This window comes from Actinoplanes campanulatus (genome assembly GCF_014647795.1).
GTDB classification, from domain to species: Bacteria; Actinomycetota; Actinomycetes; order Mycobacteriales; family Micromonosporaceae; genus Actinoplanes; species Actinoplanes campanulatus.
In genome coordinates, this window is sequence record NZ_BMPW01000001.1 from 83,891 (window position 1) to 100,940 (window position 17,050).

At 71.6% G+C, this 17,050-nt stretch carries 14 protein-coding genes; 2 read left to right on the forward strand and 12 right to left on the reverse strand.

What is annotated here, in order from left to right; genetic code table 11:
* Nucleotides 1-28: 28 nt before the first annotated feature.
* From IEZ13_RS00405 to glgX, 7 genes are all read right to left on the reverse strand, one after another.
* A complete protein-coding gene (locus tag IEZ13_RS00405; RefSeq protein ID WP_183215477.1) occupies nt 29-751 on the reverse strand; it encodes a PP2C family protein-serine/threonine phosphatase in 723 nt (240 codons plus the stop codon).
* 81 nt (nt 752-832) lie between these two features.
* Nucleotides 833-1,873: a hypothetical protein gene (locus tag IEZ13_RS00410; RefSeq protein ID WP_183215479.1), complete on the reverse strand. Its 1,041-nt coding sequence runs from the start codon at nt 1,871-1,873 to the stop codon at nt 833-835.
* The gene (locus IEZ13_RS00415; RefSeq protein WP_183215480.1) at nt 1,870-3,036 is read right to left on the reverse strand and encodes a transporter substrate-binding domain-containing protein; all 1,167 of its coding nucleotides are present in this window, start codon (nt 3,034-3,036) and stop codon (nt 1,870-1,872) included. Before IEZ13_RS00415 ends, IEZ13_RS00410 begins: the two co-directional genes overlap by 4 nt.
* A gap of 46 nt (nt 3,037-3,082) precedes the next feature.
* Nucleotides 3,083-3,334, reverse strand: coding sequence for a membrane protein insertion efficiency factor YidD (yidD, locus tag IEZ13_RS00420; RefSeq protein ID WP_183217123.1), 252 nt, complete (start codon nt 3,332-3,334; stop codon nt 3,083-3,085).
* 135 nt (nt 3,335-3,469) lie between these two features.
* Complete coding sequence (treZ, locus tag IEZ13_RS00425; protein ID WP_183215482.1) at nt 3,470-5,197, reverse strand: malto-oligosyltrehalose trehalohydrolase; 1,728 nt, start codon at nt 5,195-5,197, stop codon at nt 3,470-3,472.
* Nucleotides 5,194-7,470 (reverse strand): malto-oligosyltrehalose synthase, encoded by a 2,277-nt coding sequence (gene treY / locus IEZ13_RS00430; RefSeq protein WP_183215484.1) that lies wholly within the window; start codon nt 7,468-7,470, stop codon nt 5,194-5,196. The genes treZ and treY overlap by 4 nt, the downstream gene beginning before the upstream one ends.
* Nucleotides 7,470-9,581: a glycogen debranching protein GlgX gene (gene glgX / locus IEZ13_RS00435; protein ID WP_183215486.1), complete on the reverse strand. Its 2,112-nt coding sequence runs from the start codon at nt 9,579-9,581 to the stop codon at nt 7,470-7,472. Before glgX ends, treY begins: the two co-directional genes overlap by 1 nt.
* A 183-nt stretch (nt 9,582-9,764) precedes the next feature.
* Between glgX and IEZ13_RS00440 the strand changes: the two genes are divergently transcribed.
* Both IEZ13_RS00440 and IEZ13_RS00445 read left to right on the forward strand, forming a co-directional pair.
* Nucleotides 9,765-11,651: an amylo-alpha-1,6-glucosidase gene (locus IEZ13_RS00440; protein ID WP_183215488.1), complete on the forward strand. Its 1,887-nt coding sequence runs from the start codon at nt 9,765-9,767 to the stop codon at nt 11,649-11,651.
* Nucleotides 11,652-11,665: 14 nt separating this feature from the next.
* Nucleotides 11,666-12,919, forward strand: a complete 1,254-nt coding sequence (locus tag IEZ13_RS00445) for a glycosyltransferase family 4 protein (RefSeq protein WP_372441821.1) — start codon at nt 11,666-11,668, stop codon at nt 12,917-12,919.
* Nucleotides 12,920-12,944: 25 nt separating this feature from the next.
* Here the strand turns inward: IEZ13_RS00445 and IEZ13_RS00450 are convergent, their stop codons facing one another.
* The 5 genes from IEZ13_RS00450 to IEZ13_RS00470 are packed head-to-tail and all read right to left on the reverse strand — an operon-like array spanning nt 12,945 to nt 16,955.
* Nucleotides 12,945-13,850 (reverse strand): ketopantoate reductase family protein, encoded by a 906-nt coding sequence (locus IEZ13_RS00450; RefSeq protein ID WP_183215490.1) that lies wholly within the window; start codon nt 13,848-13,850, stop codon nt 12,945-12,947.
* Nucleotides 13,847-14,110, reverse strand: coding sequence for a UBP-type zinc finger domain-containing protein (locus tag IEZ13_RS00455; protein WP_183215492.1), 264 nt, complete (start codon nt 14,108-14,110; stop codon nt 13,847-13,849). The genes IEZ13_RS00450 and IEZ13_RS00455 overlap by 4 nt, the downstream gene beginning before the upstream one ends.
* A complete protein-coding gene (locus IEZ13_RS00460) occupies nt 14,107-15,681 on the reverse strand; it encodes a Na+/H+ antiporter (RefSeq protein ID WP_183215494.1) in 1,575 nt (524 codons plus the stop codon). Before IEZ13_RS00460 ends, IEZ13_RS00455 begins: the two co-directional genes overlap by 4 nt.
* Before the next feature lie 34 nt (nt 15,682-15,715).
* A complete protein-coding gene (locus tag IEZ13_RS00465; protein WP_183215496.1) occupies nt 15,716-16,318 on the reverse strand; it encodes a fibronectin type III domain-containing protein in 603 nt (200 codons plus the stop codon).
* A gap of 31 nt (nt 16,319-16,349) precedes the next feature.
* Nucleotides 16,350-16,955 (reverse strand): EcsC family protein, encoded by a 606-nt coding sequence (locus IEZ13_RS00470; RefSeq protein ID WP_183217127.1) that lies wholly within the window; start codon nt 16,953-16,955, stop codon nt 16,350-16,352.
* Between the last annotated feature and the right edge of the window lie 95 nt (nt 16,956-17,050).

The window sequence follows — 17,050 nt, forward strand, 5'->3', positions numbered from 1 at the left end:
GAGAGCCACCTTCTGACAGGGGAGCGGGTCAGTCCCCGGCTGTCACGTCGGCGACTACCACCGTCACATTGTCCGGCCCGCCGCCACGGAGCGCGAGATCGATGAGACGCTCTGCGCATGACTTGGGATCCTGGACAGTGCGCAGCTCCTCCTCGAGGACCGGGTCCGGCACCACACCGGTGAGCCCGTCGCTGCACAGCAGCCAGCGGTCGCCCGCCTGCGGCTCGACGATGACGTAGGCCGGGGTCACCGGTTCCCCTTGGAGGACCCGGGTGACGACGGCCCGCCGCGGATGGGCGGCCGCCTCCTCCGGCTTGATCAGTCCCTGGTCGACGAGCATCTGGACGTACGTGTCGTCCTTGGTGAGCTGGTTGAGGCGGCCTTCGCGCAACAGGTACGCCCGGGAGTCTCCGACGTGGGCCATGGCGGCCCGTTCGCCGTTGAAGAGGACCGCCGTCAGCGTGGTGCCCATGCCGGCGAGGGAGGGGTCGGCGGCCACCTGTTCGGCGATCCGGCCGTTGGCCAACTCCAGCCCACGGTGCAGGGCGTCCATCTGATGCTCGGTGTCGATCGGGATGTCGAGCGAGACCATGGCTTCGATGGCGATCCGGCTGGCCAGATCGCCGGCGGCCATGCCGCCCATGCCGTCCGCGACGACGAGAAGCCGATCACCGGCGTAGTGACAGTCCTCGTTGTTGCTCCGGACGTGTCCTTGGTCGGTCACGGCCGCCCACCGGAGGTGCAAGGTCATGGCGTGCAGCCTGCCAGGTCGGCGCCAGCCTGTCTGCACGTGGTGGGCGGCATGTCGCACATGTCGTTGCTGAAAATACACTCAACCCCGCTCAAGCGGGCGCCCGAGGCACCGTGGATCGATTTCGGTGACGGTGCGTGTCGGTGCGATCCACTGGAGTGCGGACGCCTCGACCGGCCATCCCCGGACGGTGACGCCGCTCTCCGGCGGCTGTACCGCCTGCGGGCAGAGGGTCTTGGAGCGGACCTCGCCGTTCGGGATGAAGATCACCTCGCCGGTGGGCTGGAGCATGGTGGTGGAGGTGTCGTCGACCGCGATGAGCTGGCCGCGGACGACCCGGACCGCCTCGCCTTCGGTCGCCACCTCGACGGCGCTGTCCGGCAGCACGGGGGCGCGCAGGAAGACGACGCCGACCACGAACGGCATGGCGAAGGCCGCCGCCACGGCGGGCCAGTGGGTGGCGATCCGGGCCCATCGCTCCGGCACCGGGCCGGTCAGGAGAGGACCGAACAGCGGGGGTACGGCGAGGAGCACCGCGGTCGCCCACTCCCCGGCACGGACCGCCGCCACCACCCCCGGCCAGACGAAGAGCCAGACCAGGATCCCGGTGAGGACCGGCACACCGAGGGTGAGCCACCACATCAGCCACGGCTCCCCCGGCGCCCCCTGCACCGCGGTGAGCCCGAGGATGGCGACGATCAGCATCATGAGCAGCGGCAGCATCCGCAGTTGCCAGGTGAAGGCAGCGATCCCGGTGGCGATCACCACCACCCAGCCGGGCATCCGCAGGGCGGTCACCGCGAGGAACGAGTTGGCGGTCCGCCCCGGGACGCTGACCAGCAGGATGCCGCCGAGCACCCGGACCAGCAGGATGGCGGCCGGGATGGTCCAGCTCAGGGTGATGAAGAGCGCGCCGAGCATGCCGAGCGGGTTGATGTACTGCACGAGCAGCAGCATGGTGGGCAGGTCCTGCCGGCTGAGGTACCACAACCGCAGCACGAGCAGCAGCAGCGGGAAGCCGGGCAGGACGGCGAGCAGCCAGTTCAGCTCGGCGCGGTAGCTCTGCCGGGGCAGCGGCCGCTCCTTGCTGACGGCGCCGGTGTGGATCTCGATCTCGCTCATCCGAGCGGGTCCTCCCACGGCAGCCAGCGCACGTCGGGCCGCTCGGCCCGGGGCTGGTGGGCCACCGCGATCGGGGTGTCGCCGTTCGCCTCCACCTCGACCTGGAAGTTGCGGTCGAAGGCCTCCTCCCAGCGGCTGTCCTTGGGATCCGCCCAGGAGCGGTAGAGGGTGAGGTCGACGAGTTCCTTCAGGGCCGGGTTCTCTCCGACGTTGACGCCCCAGCGCTCGGTGGTGTCCAGTCCGAGGTCGAAGTGCGAGTATTTGTCGGGATACTGGTTCTTCCAGCCGGCGAGGATCGCGGCGTCGGTGCTGACCGCCTCGACCTGCCGGGTGTCGAGCAGCGCGAAACACTCCCGAACCCGGTTCTTACGGACCACGACGGCCCTAACACCGTCGAGCACCGACTGGCTCGTCGAGGTGGACAGACTGCAGACGTTCTTGCCCGTCAGATCCTCCAGCGCGGAGACCGGCGAATGATCCTTCAGGGTCACGACGGACTGCTCCGTGTCGAGGTAACCCTGGGAGAACGTGACGCCGGCCCGCTCTTCGCGCTCCTTGGTGATGCTGTAGCTGGCGATCACCATCTGCACCGACACGCGCTCGCCGGAGACCGGATCGTTGGCCTGCATCCGGGCCCGGTCCTCGCTCTCCAGGCCGTAGAACCGCACGTCCTCCCGGCGGAACCCGAGATCCTCCGCGATCATGTACGCCACGTCGATGTCGAAACCGGACCACTGCTTCGTGACCGGGTTGTAGTAGGCCGTACCGAACTGGTCGTCCTTGACCCCGATCTTCAACTCGGTCCAGCTGTCGACGCCGGCCTGCGCACGCAGCTCGGCCACCGACGGCGGCCCGCCCACGAACAGCCGCCCCAGCACCACCGCGATGGTGATCACGATGAGCAGCCCGAGCCCGGCCAGCCGCCACACCTTGAACCGGTACTCCCGGTCCACCACGATGGCGTTCTGAACCTCGGTGATGACCTCCTCGATCACCTCCTGCTGGGCGAGCGTCTGCGAGGCGATCTCCTCGGCGGTCGGCTCCGGCTGCCCCGGCGCCGGGGGCGGCGGGGTGCGCAGCAGCTGCCGGACCAGCTCCGGCGCCATCTGCAACTGCCGGGGCAGCCGCCACTGCTGGCCCGGCGGTCTCTCCGTGTCCCCCATCGACCCGTCCCTTCACGCTCCTGACGAGTCATGGTGCACGACGGTGTCAGGGAACGGGGTCCCCGGTCCCGTACGGGACACCGGGACGGCACCGGGCGAGCCGGCCCGCGGTGAGCCGCAGCCCGGCCCGCAGCCCGTGCCGGTCGATCGCCTGCAACGCGTAGGCGCTGCACGTGGGCGTGTACCGGCAGCGGGTGGGCAGCTTCGGCGAGACCTTCCGGTAGCCGTGGATCGCGCCGACCACGACGCGCTCGGACCGGCTCTTTTCGAAGAAGAGCACCGAGGACAACCGCACCATGGTGCTCAGCGAGAAGCAGTCACAGCCGGGGATGTCACAGTCACAGGCCGGGTTGCACGAGTCCCACCAGTGGGATTTCTTCTTCTTCCGCGATTTCCGCACGCTCACGAGCACATGATGGCGGATCGTGGCACGTCAGCGAACCGCGACGACGGCTGCGCTCTCCGCCGGCAGGACCAGCCGGTCCCGCTCGACGACCACGCCGGGCGAGGTGGCCAGCAGCACCGATCGGGGCAGCGCCGGCACGCTGACCGTCTGGGGCGTGTCGGCCAGGTTGGCGGCCACCACGCTGGGCCCGCGGCGGATCACCACGTGCCGGTCGCCGTGCCGGACCTCGACCCGGTGCAGCCACGGGTCGGTGAGGCCGGGGGTGCTCCGGCGCAGCCGGATCAGCTTCCGGTACAGCTCCAGGATCTCGGCGTGGCCGGGTTTTCCCAGCTCGGACCAGTCGAGTTTGGAGCGCTCGAAGGTGGCCGGGTCCTGCGGGTCGGGCACGTCGGCCTCGGCCCAGCCGTGCCGGGCGAACTCCTTGCGTCGCCCGTTCTGCACGGCGGCGGCCAGGTCGGGCTCCGGGTGGCTGGTGAAGTACTGCCAGGGGCTGCTGGCCGCCCACTCCTCGCCCATGAAGAGCATCGGCGTGAACGGTGAGGTGAGCAGCAGCGTGGCGGCCACCCTCAGCAGGCCGGGCGAGAGGGTGGCGGTGAGCCGGTCGCCGATCGCCCGGTTGCCGATCTGGTCGTGGTTCTGGAGGAAGGCGACGAACCGGTGCCCGGGGGTGCGCTGGCGGTCGACCGGGCGGCCGTGCCGGCGGCCGCGGAAGGACGACCAGGTGCCGGCGTGGAAGAACGCGCCTTCCAGCACTGTCCGCAAACAGTCGAGCGATCCGAAGTCCCCGTAGTAGCCCTGGCGCTCGCCGGTGAGCAGGGTGTGCAGCGCGTGGTGCACGTCGTCGTCCCACTGCGCGTGCAGGCCGAACCCGCCCGCCTCGCGCGGGGTGATCAGCTTGGGGTCGTTGAGGTCGGACTCGGCGATCAGCGACAGCGGCCGCCGCAGCTCGGTGGCGAGCGTCTCGACCTCGACCGCCATCTCCTCGAGCAGGTGCACGGCGCCCTCGTCGTGCAGCGCGTGCACGGCGTCCAGCCGCAGGCCGTCGACGTGGTAGTCGCGCAGCCACATCAGGACGCTGTCGATGATGTAGCGGCGCACGTGGCCGGAACCCGGGCCGTCCAGGTTGACCGCGCTGCCCCAGGGGTTGCTGCCGCTGCTCAGATAGGGGGCGAACATCGGCGCGTACGCCCCGGAGGGCCCGAAGTGGTTGTAGACGACGTCCAGCACGACGCCGAGGCCCCGGGCGTGCGCGGCGTCGACGAAGCGTTTCAGGCCGTCGGGTCCCCCGTACGCCTCGTGCGGCGCGAACCAGCAGACCCCGTCGTAGCCCCAGTTGCGGGTGCCGTTGAAGGCGTTGACCGGCAGCAGTTCGACCAGGTCGACGCCGAGGTCGGTGAGGTGGTCCAGCCGCTCGATCGCCGCGTCGAACGTGCCCTCCGGCGTGAACGTGCCGACGTGCAGCTCGTAGAGCACCGAGCCGGGCAGCTGCCGGCCGGTCCACGCCTGGTCGGTCCAGGCGAAGGCGGAGTGGTCGTAGAGCCGGCTCAGGCCGTGCACCCCGTCCGGCTGCCAGGGCGACCGCGGGTCCGGCAGCGGCTGCTCCCGGCCCTCCAGGAGGAATCCGTAGGCGGCGTCGGCGGGGGCCGGCAGGTCGGCCCGCCACCAACCGTCCACACCGGCCTCCATGGCGTGGTCATGGTCGCCGAGACGCAGCCTGACCTGCTTGCCCGGAGCCCATACCTCGAAGACAGTCATTCCTTCACCAGGAGAGCGACGGGATAGGTGTGCAGCAGCTCGGCCACCGGCAGTCGATTGCCACCGTAGCTGGTATTCGTGAACACTTCCGTCCAACTGTGACCGTCCAGTGACAGGCTGGTATCCCCCCAGCTGCCGTGCCGTGACAATCCGATCGGCAGCCGGGTGGCCACCGCGACCACGCCGCCGCGGTCGAAGGCGACCGCGTGGTGTCCGGCCCGCCCTTCCGCGTAGACCGGCCGGTAGGAGCCGAACAGCTCGGGCCGCTGCCGTCGCAGCCGCAGCACCCGACTGGCGACCAGCAGCTTGGCCGCTCCGGTCGCGTCCACCGGCGGCAGCCAACCGTCGTCGATGCGGTTGAGCAGGGCGCGGCGCTCGGCGAAGTCGACCGGCCGCCGGTTGTCCGGGTCGACCAGCGAGTGGTCCCACAGCTCGGTGCCCTGGTAGACGTCCGGCACGCCGGGCATGGTGAGCTGGAGGAGCTTCTGACCGAGCGAGTTGGACCAGCCGGGCGGGGTGATGGAGGCGGCGAAGTCGGTGACCTCACGGTGCAGGGCCGGATCGTCGTAGATCCGGTCGACCATCTGCCGCAGGGCGGTCTCGAAGGACTCGTCGGGGCGCAGCCAGGAGGTTCCGGTCCCGGCTTCGCGGGCGGCTTTCCGGGCGTACGCCTGGAGCCTCTCCCGGGAGATCGGCCAGGCGCCCACCGTGACCTGCCAGATCAGATGGGCCAGCGACGGGTCCGGGAGCGGAGCGAACCGGGTCCACCGGCGCACCACCTCGGTCCAGTCACCGGGCACCTCGGCGAGGACCGCGAGGCGGGCCCGGACGTCCTCGCCGCGTTTGGTGTCGTGGGTGGCCAGCGCGGTCATCGAGCCGGGCCACTCCTGCCCACGCTCCAGGGCGGCCTCGTGGAACTCGTCGGGGGTGGTGCCGAACCTGGCCGGATCGCTGCCCACCTCGTTCCGGGCCACGAACCGGGTCCATCGGTAGAACGCGTTGTCCTCCACGCCCTTGGCCATCACCGCACCGGTGAACTGCTGGAACCGGATGGCGAGTTCGTCGGTGGGGTTGCGCAGGCGTGCGGTGAGCTGGTCGAGCGCGCTGATCAGGTGTGGCCGGCGACGGCCCGCCTCGGACCGGGCCTGGGCCAGGTACCGGGACCCGGCCGGCAGGTAGGAGCGGTAGACCGGGAAGCAGGCGGCCAGCTCGGCGAGGGCCCGGGGAGCGTCCTCGACGGTCGGCGCCAGATCGGCCAGACGGGTCAGCTCGGCGGCCAGGCACCCGGTGGCGACCGTGTACTTGGCCTGGTGGACCAGGTCCTGCCAGGAGGTGGTGACACCGGTCAGGTGGTGGTCCAGGGTGTCGAAGAAGGCCTCCGTGCCGGTGTCCACGAAGACGCCGTTCAGCAGGCACATCGCGTCGTAGCCGGTGCTGCCGTCGACCGGCCAGGCGGGGAGCCGCTCGCCCGGCTCGAGGATCTTCTCCACCACGATCCAGGCGTCCGGGGCGGCCTCCCGCAGCCGGGCGAAGTATCCGGCGGGGTCCCGCAGCCCGTCCGGGTGGTCGACCCGGATGCCCTGCGCGATGCCCTCCCGGTACCAGCGCAGGATCTCGGCGTGGGTGGCGTCGAAGACCTCCGGATCGTCGACGCGCAGGCCGGCCAGGTCGGTGATGGCGAAGAAGCGGCGGTAGTTCAGCTCGGTGTCGCCGCGGGTCCAGTTGACCAGCTCGTAGTACTGCCGGTCGTGGATCTCCCGTGGCGTGCCGTCGCCGGTGTCGTCGGCGATCGGGAACCGCTTGTCGAAGTACCGCAGCTCGCCGTCCTCGGCGCGCAGGTCGTCGAGGGCGTCCGGGGAGTCGGCCAGCACCGGAACGAGCAGCCGGCCACGCGACCAGTCGATGTCGTAGAAGTGGGCGTAGTCCGACTTCTGCCCGCGGCGAAGGATGTCCCACCACGTGGGGTTCAGATGCGGGACGGCGATCCCGGCGTGGTTGGGCACGATGTCGACGACCAGGCCGAGGCCGGCCGCCTTCAGCGCGCGGCTGAGATGCAGGAGCCCGTCCGCGCCGCCCAGGGCGGGGTTCACCGACAGGTGGTCGACCACGTCGTAGCCGTGTTCGGAGCCGGGCGCCGCCGTCAGCAACGGGGCCGAGTAGAGGTGGCTCACCCCGAGATCGGCGAGGTAGTCGACGAGCTCGGCGGTGACATGCAGGGGGAAGTCGGGGCGGACCTGAACGCGATAGGTACTGCTCGGCCTGTTGTCGGGCATCACACCGTCCTGTCCAGCACGATGAGGGACCGATCCGGCACCCAGATCTTGTGCCCAGCCTCCACGATGGCCGGGCGGTGCGGGGACGGATCAGCGGTTTCGATGACCTTCTCCCACTTCTCCCCGTACTCGGCGGGAGGAGTGGTGAACTCGAGCGGCGCGTCGTGCGCGTTGAAGAAGAGCAGGAACGAGCTGTCCACGTGACGCTGGCCGTACTGGCCGCGCTCGCGGATGCCCTCGCCGTTGACGAAGAGCGCCACCGCCCGGCCGAAGTCGTTGCCCCAGTCGTCGCCGGCCATCTGCCGGCCGTCCGGGGTGAACCACTCCAGGTCGGGCAGCGGGTCGCCGCCGCCGCGGGCGGTCACCGGCAGGCCGGTGAAGAACCGGCGGCGCTGGAAGACCTGGTGCCGGTGCCGGAACGCGGTCACCTTGCGGGCGAACTCCAGGAGCTGTTCGTCGGCGTTCTGCCAGTCGATCCAGCTCAGCTCGGTATCCTGGCAGTACGCGTTGTTGTTGCCCTGCTGGGTGCGGCCCATCTCGTCGCCGTGCGAGATCATCGGCACGCCCTGGCTGAGCATCAGCGTGGCCAGGAAGTTGCGCCGTTGCCGGGCCCGCAGCGCCAAAACGTTCTCGTCCCTGGTGGGGCCCTCGATGCCGCAGTTCCAGGACCGGTTGTGGCTCTCGCCGTCCCGGTTGTCCTCGCCGTTGGCCTGGTTGTGCTTGTCGTTGTAGGTCACCAGGTCGTTGAGGGTGAACCCATCGTGCGCCGTCACGAAGTTGATCGAGTGGAAGGGTTTGCGGCCGTCGTCCTGGTAGAGGTCGGCCGAGCCGGTGATCCGGGACGCGAACTCGGCCAGGGTGGCCGGCTCGCCTCGCCAGAAGTCGCGGACCGTGTCCCGGTACTTTCCGTTCCACTCGGTCCAGTTCGGCGGGAAGTTGCCCACCTGGTAGCCGCCCGGCCCGACGTCCCACGGCTCGGCGATCAGCTTCACCTGGCCGACCACCGGATCCTGCTGCACCACCTCGAAGAACGTCGACAGCCGGTCGACGTCGTAGAACTCACGGGCCAGCGTCGAGGCGAGGTCGAACCGGAAGCCGTCGACATGCATCTCGGTGACCCAGTACCGCAACGAGTCCATGATCAGCTGGAGACTCTGCGGGCTGCGCACGTTCAGGCTGTTACCCGTACCGGTGTAGTCCATGTAGAACTGGGGTTGATCGTCCACCAGCCGGTAATAGGTCCGGTTGTCGATGCCTTTCAGCGAGAGCGTCGGGCCCAGGTGGTTGCCCTCGGCCGTGTGGTTGTAGACGACGTCGAGGATGACCTCCATGCCGGCCGCGTGCAGCGCCTTCACCATGCCGCGGAACTCCTGGGTCTGCTGCCCGAGCGAGCCCATCGCCGAATAGCCGTGGTACGGCGCGAAGAACCCGAGCGTGTTGTAACCCCAGTAGTTGCGCAGCCGCAGGTCGTGCAGCCGGTTGTCGTGCACGAACTGGTGGACCGGCATCAGCTCGACCGCGGTCACGCCGAGGCTCTTCAGGTGCTCGATGATCGCCGGGTGGCCGATCGCCGAGTAGGTGCCGCGCATGTCCCGCGGGATGTCCGGGTGCGCCTGGGTGAGCCCCTTGACGTGGGTCTCGTAGATGACCGAGTGGTGGTACGGGATGTCCGGCCGCCGGTCGTTGCCCCAGTCGAAGTACGGGTTCACCACCACGCCCTTGGGCATGTACGGCGCCGAGTCCAGGTCCGACATCTGGTCCGGGTTGTCGAAGTCGTACGCGTACAGCGACGGATGCCAGTCGATGTCCGAGTCCACCGCCCGCGCGTACGGGTCGATCAGCAGTTTGTGCGGATTGCACCGGAGCCCACGATGTGGCTCGTAAGGTCCGTAGACGCGGTAGCCGTACCGCTGCCCCGGCTCCACCCCGGGCAGGTACGCGTGCCAGACGAACGCGTCCTGCTCGTGGAGTTGGACCTTCCGCTCGTTGCCGGCGGGGTCGAACAGGCAGAGCTCGACCGCCTCGGCCACCTCGGAGAAGATCGCGAAATTCGTGCCCGTCCCGTCGTAAGTAGCGCCCAGCGGGTACCGGTGACCAGGCCAGACCTGCATATCGTGCTCCCGCCCCTCGGCCGTCCGTATGATCGCGGTCGGCGGGCGAATGCATGCCCATCCGTGGGACCGGCTAACCCTGCGCGGCCGCGTCAGAGGTCATTCTCGCGGACTTCACTGCTAACGTCGGCCCGACTGTCCGGTTAGCCACTGATATCTCCCCATCCGGGGGTTTGGGTCATCGTGCCGCGCAACGATCAGATCACGTTCGGGCCGCAGGTCTGCGGGTCCGTCTCCGCCGAGGCCGGTGGCGGCCGGGAATGGCTCGTCACCGACGGCCTCGGCGGCTACGCGGCGGGCACGATCAGCGGTCTGCGCACCCGCCGCCGGCACGCCCTGCTGGTGACCTCCGGTCATGTCGCGCTCACCTCGCTCGATCTCACCGTGACGCTGCCCTCCGGGGTCAAGATCCCGCTGTACACCCACGAGTGGGCGTCCGGGGCGATCGACCCGGCCGGGCACACCCACCTGGAGGTGTTCCGGCTGGTCGACGGGCTGCCGCGGTGGCGCTGGCGGATCGGCGACGTGGTGGTCGAACGGGAGCTGGCGATGCGGCACGGCCATCCGTCGCTCGCCGTGACGCACCGGGTGGTCAGCGCGCCCGGCCCGATCGGTCTGGCGGTCGCCGCGATGTGCACCTGGCGGACCGAGGGCACCTCCCGCCGGGCGAGCGGTCCGGCGCTGTCCGTGGATCCGGTCGCCGACGGCGTGATCGTGGAAGGCGCCTACCGGCTGCACGGTCCCGGCTGGCAACCCGCCGGGTTCTGGCACGTCGACGTGCACACCCGTGCGGACGGCGCGGACGACGACCTCTGGCACGCCGGCAGCTTCTTCCAGCAGGCCGGGCCGGGCCAGACGGTGGAGATCTCGGTGTGGGCCGGCACGCTCGGCGAGACACCGCCACCCGTGCCGGCGGTCATCGCCGCGGAGCGCGAGCGCGCCCATCGCCTGGTCACCCTCTCCAAGGCCGAGGGGTACGGGGAAGCGCTGGTCCTCGCCGCCGACCGCTTCGTGATCCGCACCCCGGACGGGCCCGACGTGGTCGCCGGCTACCCGGGGCAGGGCCGCTGGGCCGGCGACACGATGATCGCCTACGAGGGGCTGTTCCTCGACACCGGCCGGGTCGACGAGGGCCGTGAGCTGCTGATCTCCCGCACCCGGGCGGCGGTCGGCGAGCCGTCCGGCCCGGCCGCCCCGTGGCTACGGCACGACCCGCTGGACGCCCCGCTGTGGCTGGTGCACGCGGTGGACCGGCACGTCTCGCGGACCGGCGACGGGGCGCTGGCCGCCAAGCTGGCCATCCCGCTCGGCCGGCTCCTGCGGCACCGCCTGGACGGGTCCGGCCCGCTCAGCCTCGACCCGGCCGACGGGCTGCTGCGACTCACCGCCCCGCCCGGCGCCCCCGGCGACCTCCCGGCCGTACCGCGGGTCGGCAAGCCCGTGGAGATCAACGCGCTGTGGGTGAACGCCCTGGCCGCGATGTGCGAGCTGCTCGGCGAGACCGGCCGCGACGACGCCGAGCCGCGGGCCCGGCTGCGGCTGGCGCGCGAGTCGTTCCAGGCCCGCTTCCCGGCGCCCGAGGGCTGGTTGTACGACGTGATCGAGGGCCCGGCCACCACCTACCCGCTCGGCGCGGGCGCCTACCACGACGACCCGTCGCTGCGGCCGTACCAGCTGCTCGCCTGGTCGTTGCCGTACGCCCCGATGCGCGGCCGTCCCGGCGGCGCGGTCCAGGCCGTGGGCGAGGCCCTGCTCACCCCGCTCGGCCTGCGCACCCTCGCCCCGTCCGAGTACGGCTACCAGAGCAGCCCGCCCGCCGAACCCGACCCGGCCTACCACCAGGGCGCCGTCTGGACATGGCTGATCGGCCCGTACGCGGACGCCTGCGCGGCCACCGGCCAGCCGGTCGAGGGCCTGCTGACCGGGCTCGCCGCGCATCTCCGCGAGACGGGCGTCGGCTCGCTCGGCGACACCGCCGAAGGGGACTCGCCCCACCGGGCCACCGGCTGCCTTTTCTCCGCGCGATCGGTCGCCGAGGTGCTACGAGTGAAACAGCGGTACCTGATGTGAGGGAGGTGGCACCGGTGCTTCGGATCATGATGCTGAGCTGGGAGTACCCGCCACTGTTGGTGGGTGGGCTGGGCCGGCACGTGCACGCGCTCGCCACCACGCTGGTCCGGGCCGGGCACGAGGTCACGGTCGTCACCCGGCACACGCCGGGCACGCTCCTGGAGGAGTACGCCGAGGGCGTCCGCGTGGTCCGCGCCCCGGACGACCCGCCGGGCTTCGAGGTGGTCGACGGGAACCCGCTGGCCTGGGCGGTCGCCTTCAACCACACGCTGACCCGGTCCGCGCTGCGCGCCACCCGCACCGGCCGGTACGACGTGGTGCACGCCCACGACTGGCTGGTGACGCACGCCGCGATGACCGTGAGCGACCACCTGGACGTGCCGCTGGTCGCCACCGTCCACGCCACCGAGTCGGGCCGTCACCAGGGCTGGCTCCCGGAGGCCCACAACCACACCATCGACGACATCGAACGCTGGCTGGCGACCGGCGCGGCCCGGGCGATCGTCTGCTCGGCGTACATGAAACGTGAGGTCGGCCGCCTGTTCGGGGTGAACCCGGACCGTACCGACGTGGTCTTCAACGGGGTCGACGCGCTGCGCTGGCGGGCCCGGCCGCGCGCGGTGGCCGCCGCCCGCGCCCGGTACGCCGGCTCCGGACCGCTGGTCAGCTGCGCCGGCCGGCTGGTCTACGAGAAGGGCGTGCAGCACCTGCTGTCCGCCGTGCCCGAGCTACGGGACCGGTTCCCCGGCCTGCGGGTGGTGATCGCCGGCGACGGGCCGTACCGGGCCGAGCTGGAGGATCTCGCCGCCGACCATCCGGAGGTGACGTTCGCCGGCTTCCTCGACGGGCACGAGCTGACCGCGCTGATGGGCGCCTCCGACTGCTACGTGGTGCCGAGCATCTACGAGCCGTTCGGGATGGTGGCCCTGGAGGCGGCCGCCGCCGGCACCCCGGTCGCGGCCGCCGACACCGGTGGCCTCGCCGAGATCGTCGAGCACGGCGTGACCGGGGTGAAGTTCGCCCCGAACGACCCGGCCGCTCTGGCCTGGGCGGCCGGCTCGGTGCTGGCCGACCGCGAGTACGCCCGGGCCCTGGCGCTCCGCGCCCACGAGCGGGTCCACGAGGACTTCAACTGGCCCTCCATCGCGGCCCGCACCGTGGACGTCTACGAGCTGGCCCGCATCCAGGACGCCGGCCAGGTGACCCGCGAGGCGGAGTCCGTGCTGGCCCGCATCCCCTCCCCCACCGCCGCCCACTCCCACAGCTGAGCCCCGCCCGGCTCCCGGCCGGAGGTCAGCGGTGGGCGGCCGTGTAGACGGCGAGACCGGTGTGCGCGGCGGCGAGCAGCGGCACCGGCCCGCCGTGCCGCTCCGCCTCGGCGACCAGGTCACCGACGATGGCGTCGCCCTCGACCGGCAGGCCCTGGATCAGGTCGCGGTACATCGACGAGGTGGTCGGCTCGGTCGTGGCGATGACGGCCTCCAGCATGGCGACCGCCCGGGGCCGCAGCGGGTGCCCGGCGGCCGCCGCGACAGCGGCCGTCTCGGCGGCCAGCGCGGTCAGGAAGGCGCGCCCGCCGGGGGCCGTGTTGATCGCCCCGATCGAGCCGCGCAGCAGGGTGGTGGCCGCCCCGAGAGTGGCCAGCAGGACCCACTTCTCCCACAGCTCAGCCACGATCGTGGCTGACGCCCGGGCGTCGAAGCCGGCGCCGGTGAGGACGCCGGTGACCGCCGGGACGCGCTCGTCGTCGCCGTCCAGCGGCCCGAACGACAGCCGGTGCGGCCCGTTCATCCGGACCACGTCGCCGTCCTCGTCGAGCGTCGCGTGGATCATGCAGACACCGCCCCAGGCGCGGTCGGCGCCGAAGCGCTGGACCAGGGCGCCGATGTGCCGCATGCCGTTGAGCAGCGGCACGATCACGGTGTGCCGGCCGATGCCGGGCGCGGCGCCGGACAGGGCGAGGTCCAGCGAGTAGCTCTTGACCGCGACAAGGACCAGGTCGTAGACGCCGTCCGGCGCGGTGACGGCCCGCGGGTGCAGGACCGTCTCGCCGTCCGGGTCCTTGATCCGCAGGCCGCGCCCGGCCAGCCGCCCGGCACGGCCCGGCCGGACCAGGAAGGTGACGTCCCGTCCGGCCTGCGCGAGCCGGCCGCCGAAGTAGCCGCCGGTGGCCCCGGCGCCGACGACCAGGATCCTCATCCGAGCTGCTCGTCCTCGTAGCACCAGCGCCAGGACTCGCCGGGCTCGAAGGACCGCATCACCGGATGGCCCTCGGCGGCGTGGTGCGCCGACATGTGCCGCCGCGGCGACGAGTCACAGCAGGCGACCATCCCGCAGCCCAGGCAGAGCCGCAGGTGCACCCAGTTCTGGAAGCCGGCGGCCACGCACTGGGGACAGCCGTCCGGATAGCCGCTGAGCGGTGCGGGTTCCACCGCCTCCTTGAGATGCTGGCAGGTCAATCGTCACTCCGTTGCAGCTGGGACTCTTCCAGGTCGAGCTCACGCTGGGCGCGGACCAGCACCTCCTCGGGGATCCGCCCCTCGTTCCGGGCGGTCTTGAAGACGTGCCGCTCGGCACTGATCATCTCTCGCCGCAGCCGACCGTACGCCGCCGACGGGGTTTCCCGCTCCTGGCTGCCGAGCCGCTCCCACGCGTTGTTGCCACGGTTCTCCACCAGCCCGCGCAGCCGCTCCACCACCGACTCGGGCGCGCCGTCGGCGTGTTCCTCCAGCGCCTCCAGCGCGGCCCGCCCGGCCGCGTGCTGCACGCCGGCCTCGGCCAGCGCGTCCTCGGCGCTGCTGTCCTCCCGGACGCCGAGGCGGCGGGCCAGCCACGGCAGGGTGGTGCCCTGCACCAGCAGGGTGAGCACGATGATCGCGAAGGCCACGAAGACGAACAGCTCACGTGGGTAGACCGGAACGTCGTCGACGCCCGGCTCCGGCAGCGTCTGGGCGGCGGCCAGGGTCACCACGCCGCGCATCCCGGCCCAGGCGATCACGGTGGGCACGGTCGCCGGCGGCCGGTCCTCCCGGTTGCGGATCCGTGGGATGAGCCGGGCCAGATAGGTGGCCGGGTAGATCCACAGGAAGCGGATCACCAGCAGCGCCCCGAACACCACGGCGGTGACCTTGACGGTGGTGGCCGTGTCGGTCTCGATGGCGCTGAGCACGTCGCGCAGTTGCAGGCCGACCAGGAGGAAGACCACGCCCTCCAGCAGGAAGACGATCAGCCGCCAGACCGCGTCCATCTGCAATCGTGAGGTGGGCGACAGCAGGTAGGGGATGCGGTGCCCGAGGTAGAGCCCGGCGACGACGACGGCCACCACGCTGGACGTGTGCAGCCTCTCCGCGACGATCACCACGACGAACGGGGTGAGCAGCGCCACCGCGTCGTCGAGCAGCGCGTCCTCGACCTTCCGGTGCAGCCAGGCCGCCGCCACCGCGAACGCCAGGCCGATCAGCAGCCCGCCGCCGGCCGCGCGGCTCACCGCGGCGGTGATCTCCCAGAACCCGATCGCGGTGCCCATCAGCGCGCCGACCGAGACCCGCACCATGACGAGCGCGGTCGCGTCGTTGAGCAGGCTCTCGCCCTCGAGGATGGTGACGACCGGGCGTGGCAGGCCGACCCGGCGGGCGATCGCGGTCGCGGAGACCGCGTCCGGCGGGGCGACGATCGCCCCGAGCGCGACGCACGCGGCGAGCGGCACGGCGGGCAGAAGCAGATGTACGAGGAAGCCCACCACCAGCGCGGTCACGACCACGAGACCGACCGCGAGCAGCAGGATCGGCCGCAGCGCCAGCCGGAACGCGGGGACCGAGGTCTGCAGCGCCGCCACGTACAGCAGCGGGGGCAGGATCCCGATCAGCACCAGCTCCGGTTCCAGGTGCGCGTCCGGGAAGCCGGGCACGTAGGACAGGCCCAGCCCGGCGACCAGCAGGACCAGCGGCGCCACGAAGCCCAGCCGGCGGGCCAGGGCCGCACCGACCACCGAGATCGCCACCAGGACGACCGTGTCGACGATGCTCTCCATGCCGGGAAGCTTAGAGAGTCACCGGCCAGCGCCCCTACGTGGTGGTGACCACGTAGGAACGGGCGACCGTCCGGGTGTAGGTGCCCTCCCGCTGCAGGTCGTCCGCCCTCAGCACCGCGTCGACCGAGAAGACGTAGTGGCTCTTCGGCTGCAGGCCGGTCACCGTGGCGCTGACCTCACCGCACTTCGCCGGGGCGCTGCGGGTCCAGCCGATCTCCGGCTGCACGCCGCTGACCAGGTCCTGGCTGATCGCGGTGACCCGGTAGTCGACGATGTTCGAGCCGCCCGGGTGGTACCAGGTGACCACCGCGCTGGTGCTGGACGGCGTGACGGCCAGCCCCTCGATCGGGGTGGAGTGGTTCCGCGGCGTACAGCCCGGTGTGGCGCTGCCGCTCGCGCTCGGCGACGCCGTGGGCAGCGGCGGCAGGGTGGCCGACGGGGTCGGCGAGGCCGTGCCGGGCGTGGTGCTCGGCGCCGGCGTCGCCTGGCCCTGGTCCACCAGGATCCAGCTGGTGCCGACCCCGGAGGTCGTCTCGTCCGCCCCGGCCCGCTTGCCCGACGAGGCGGAGCATCCCGCGATCAGCAGCGGCAGCACGACGGTGGACAGGGCGACGGCGGACTTCCGGTATCCCAGCACGACAGCACTTTCGGGCCGCCGGAGCAGAACCTTAGGGCTTGCGGTAATACTCCCCCGCGCGCCGGGCCAGGTCCTTGGTGGCCGCCGAGTTCACCCACGTGCCGAGGATCATGCCGGCGCCCGGGATCATCTTGGCGAACAGCCGCTTCGCGGCCTTGAGCCCGGCCATCCGGGCGAGTTTCACGCCCAGGGTGACCAGTACGCCGGCGAGCGGCCGCCCGGAGTCACCGGTGAAGATCCGGCTGGCGCGCTCCCGTCCGGCCGCGACGCCGAGCGCGGTCCGGGCGGTCTCGGCCAGCCGGTGCACCCGCTGGAGCACGAGCAGGTCGGTGGCGCGCTCCGGGGCCGCCGGGTCGGCGCCGTAGGCGGCCGCGATGTGCAGCACCATCCGGGCCTGGGTCCAGGCGAGCACACCGACGTCGAGGACCGCTCCGGGCAGGCCGGTAGCGCCGGACACCGCCCCGGAGACGCGGGCCAGGTTGGTGAAGTGCCGGACGGCGAGCCCGGCCAGTTGCTCCGGCTCCAGCTCGGGGCGGTCGGCGCGCATCCGGGCGTGCCAGTCGGCGGCCTCCGGGCCGAGCCGGCGGATCGCCTCCAGGGCGAGATGCTCGGGCGCGTACTGCGGGTCGGCCTTCATCCGGGTCCACAGGGTCCCGGGCGGGGTGGTGGTCGAGGGGGAGGACTGCGGTCGAGTCAAGATCACTCCGAGGGGGGCGAGGAAGGGATCTGGGG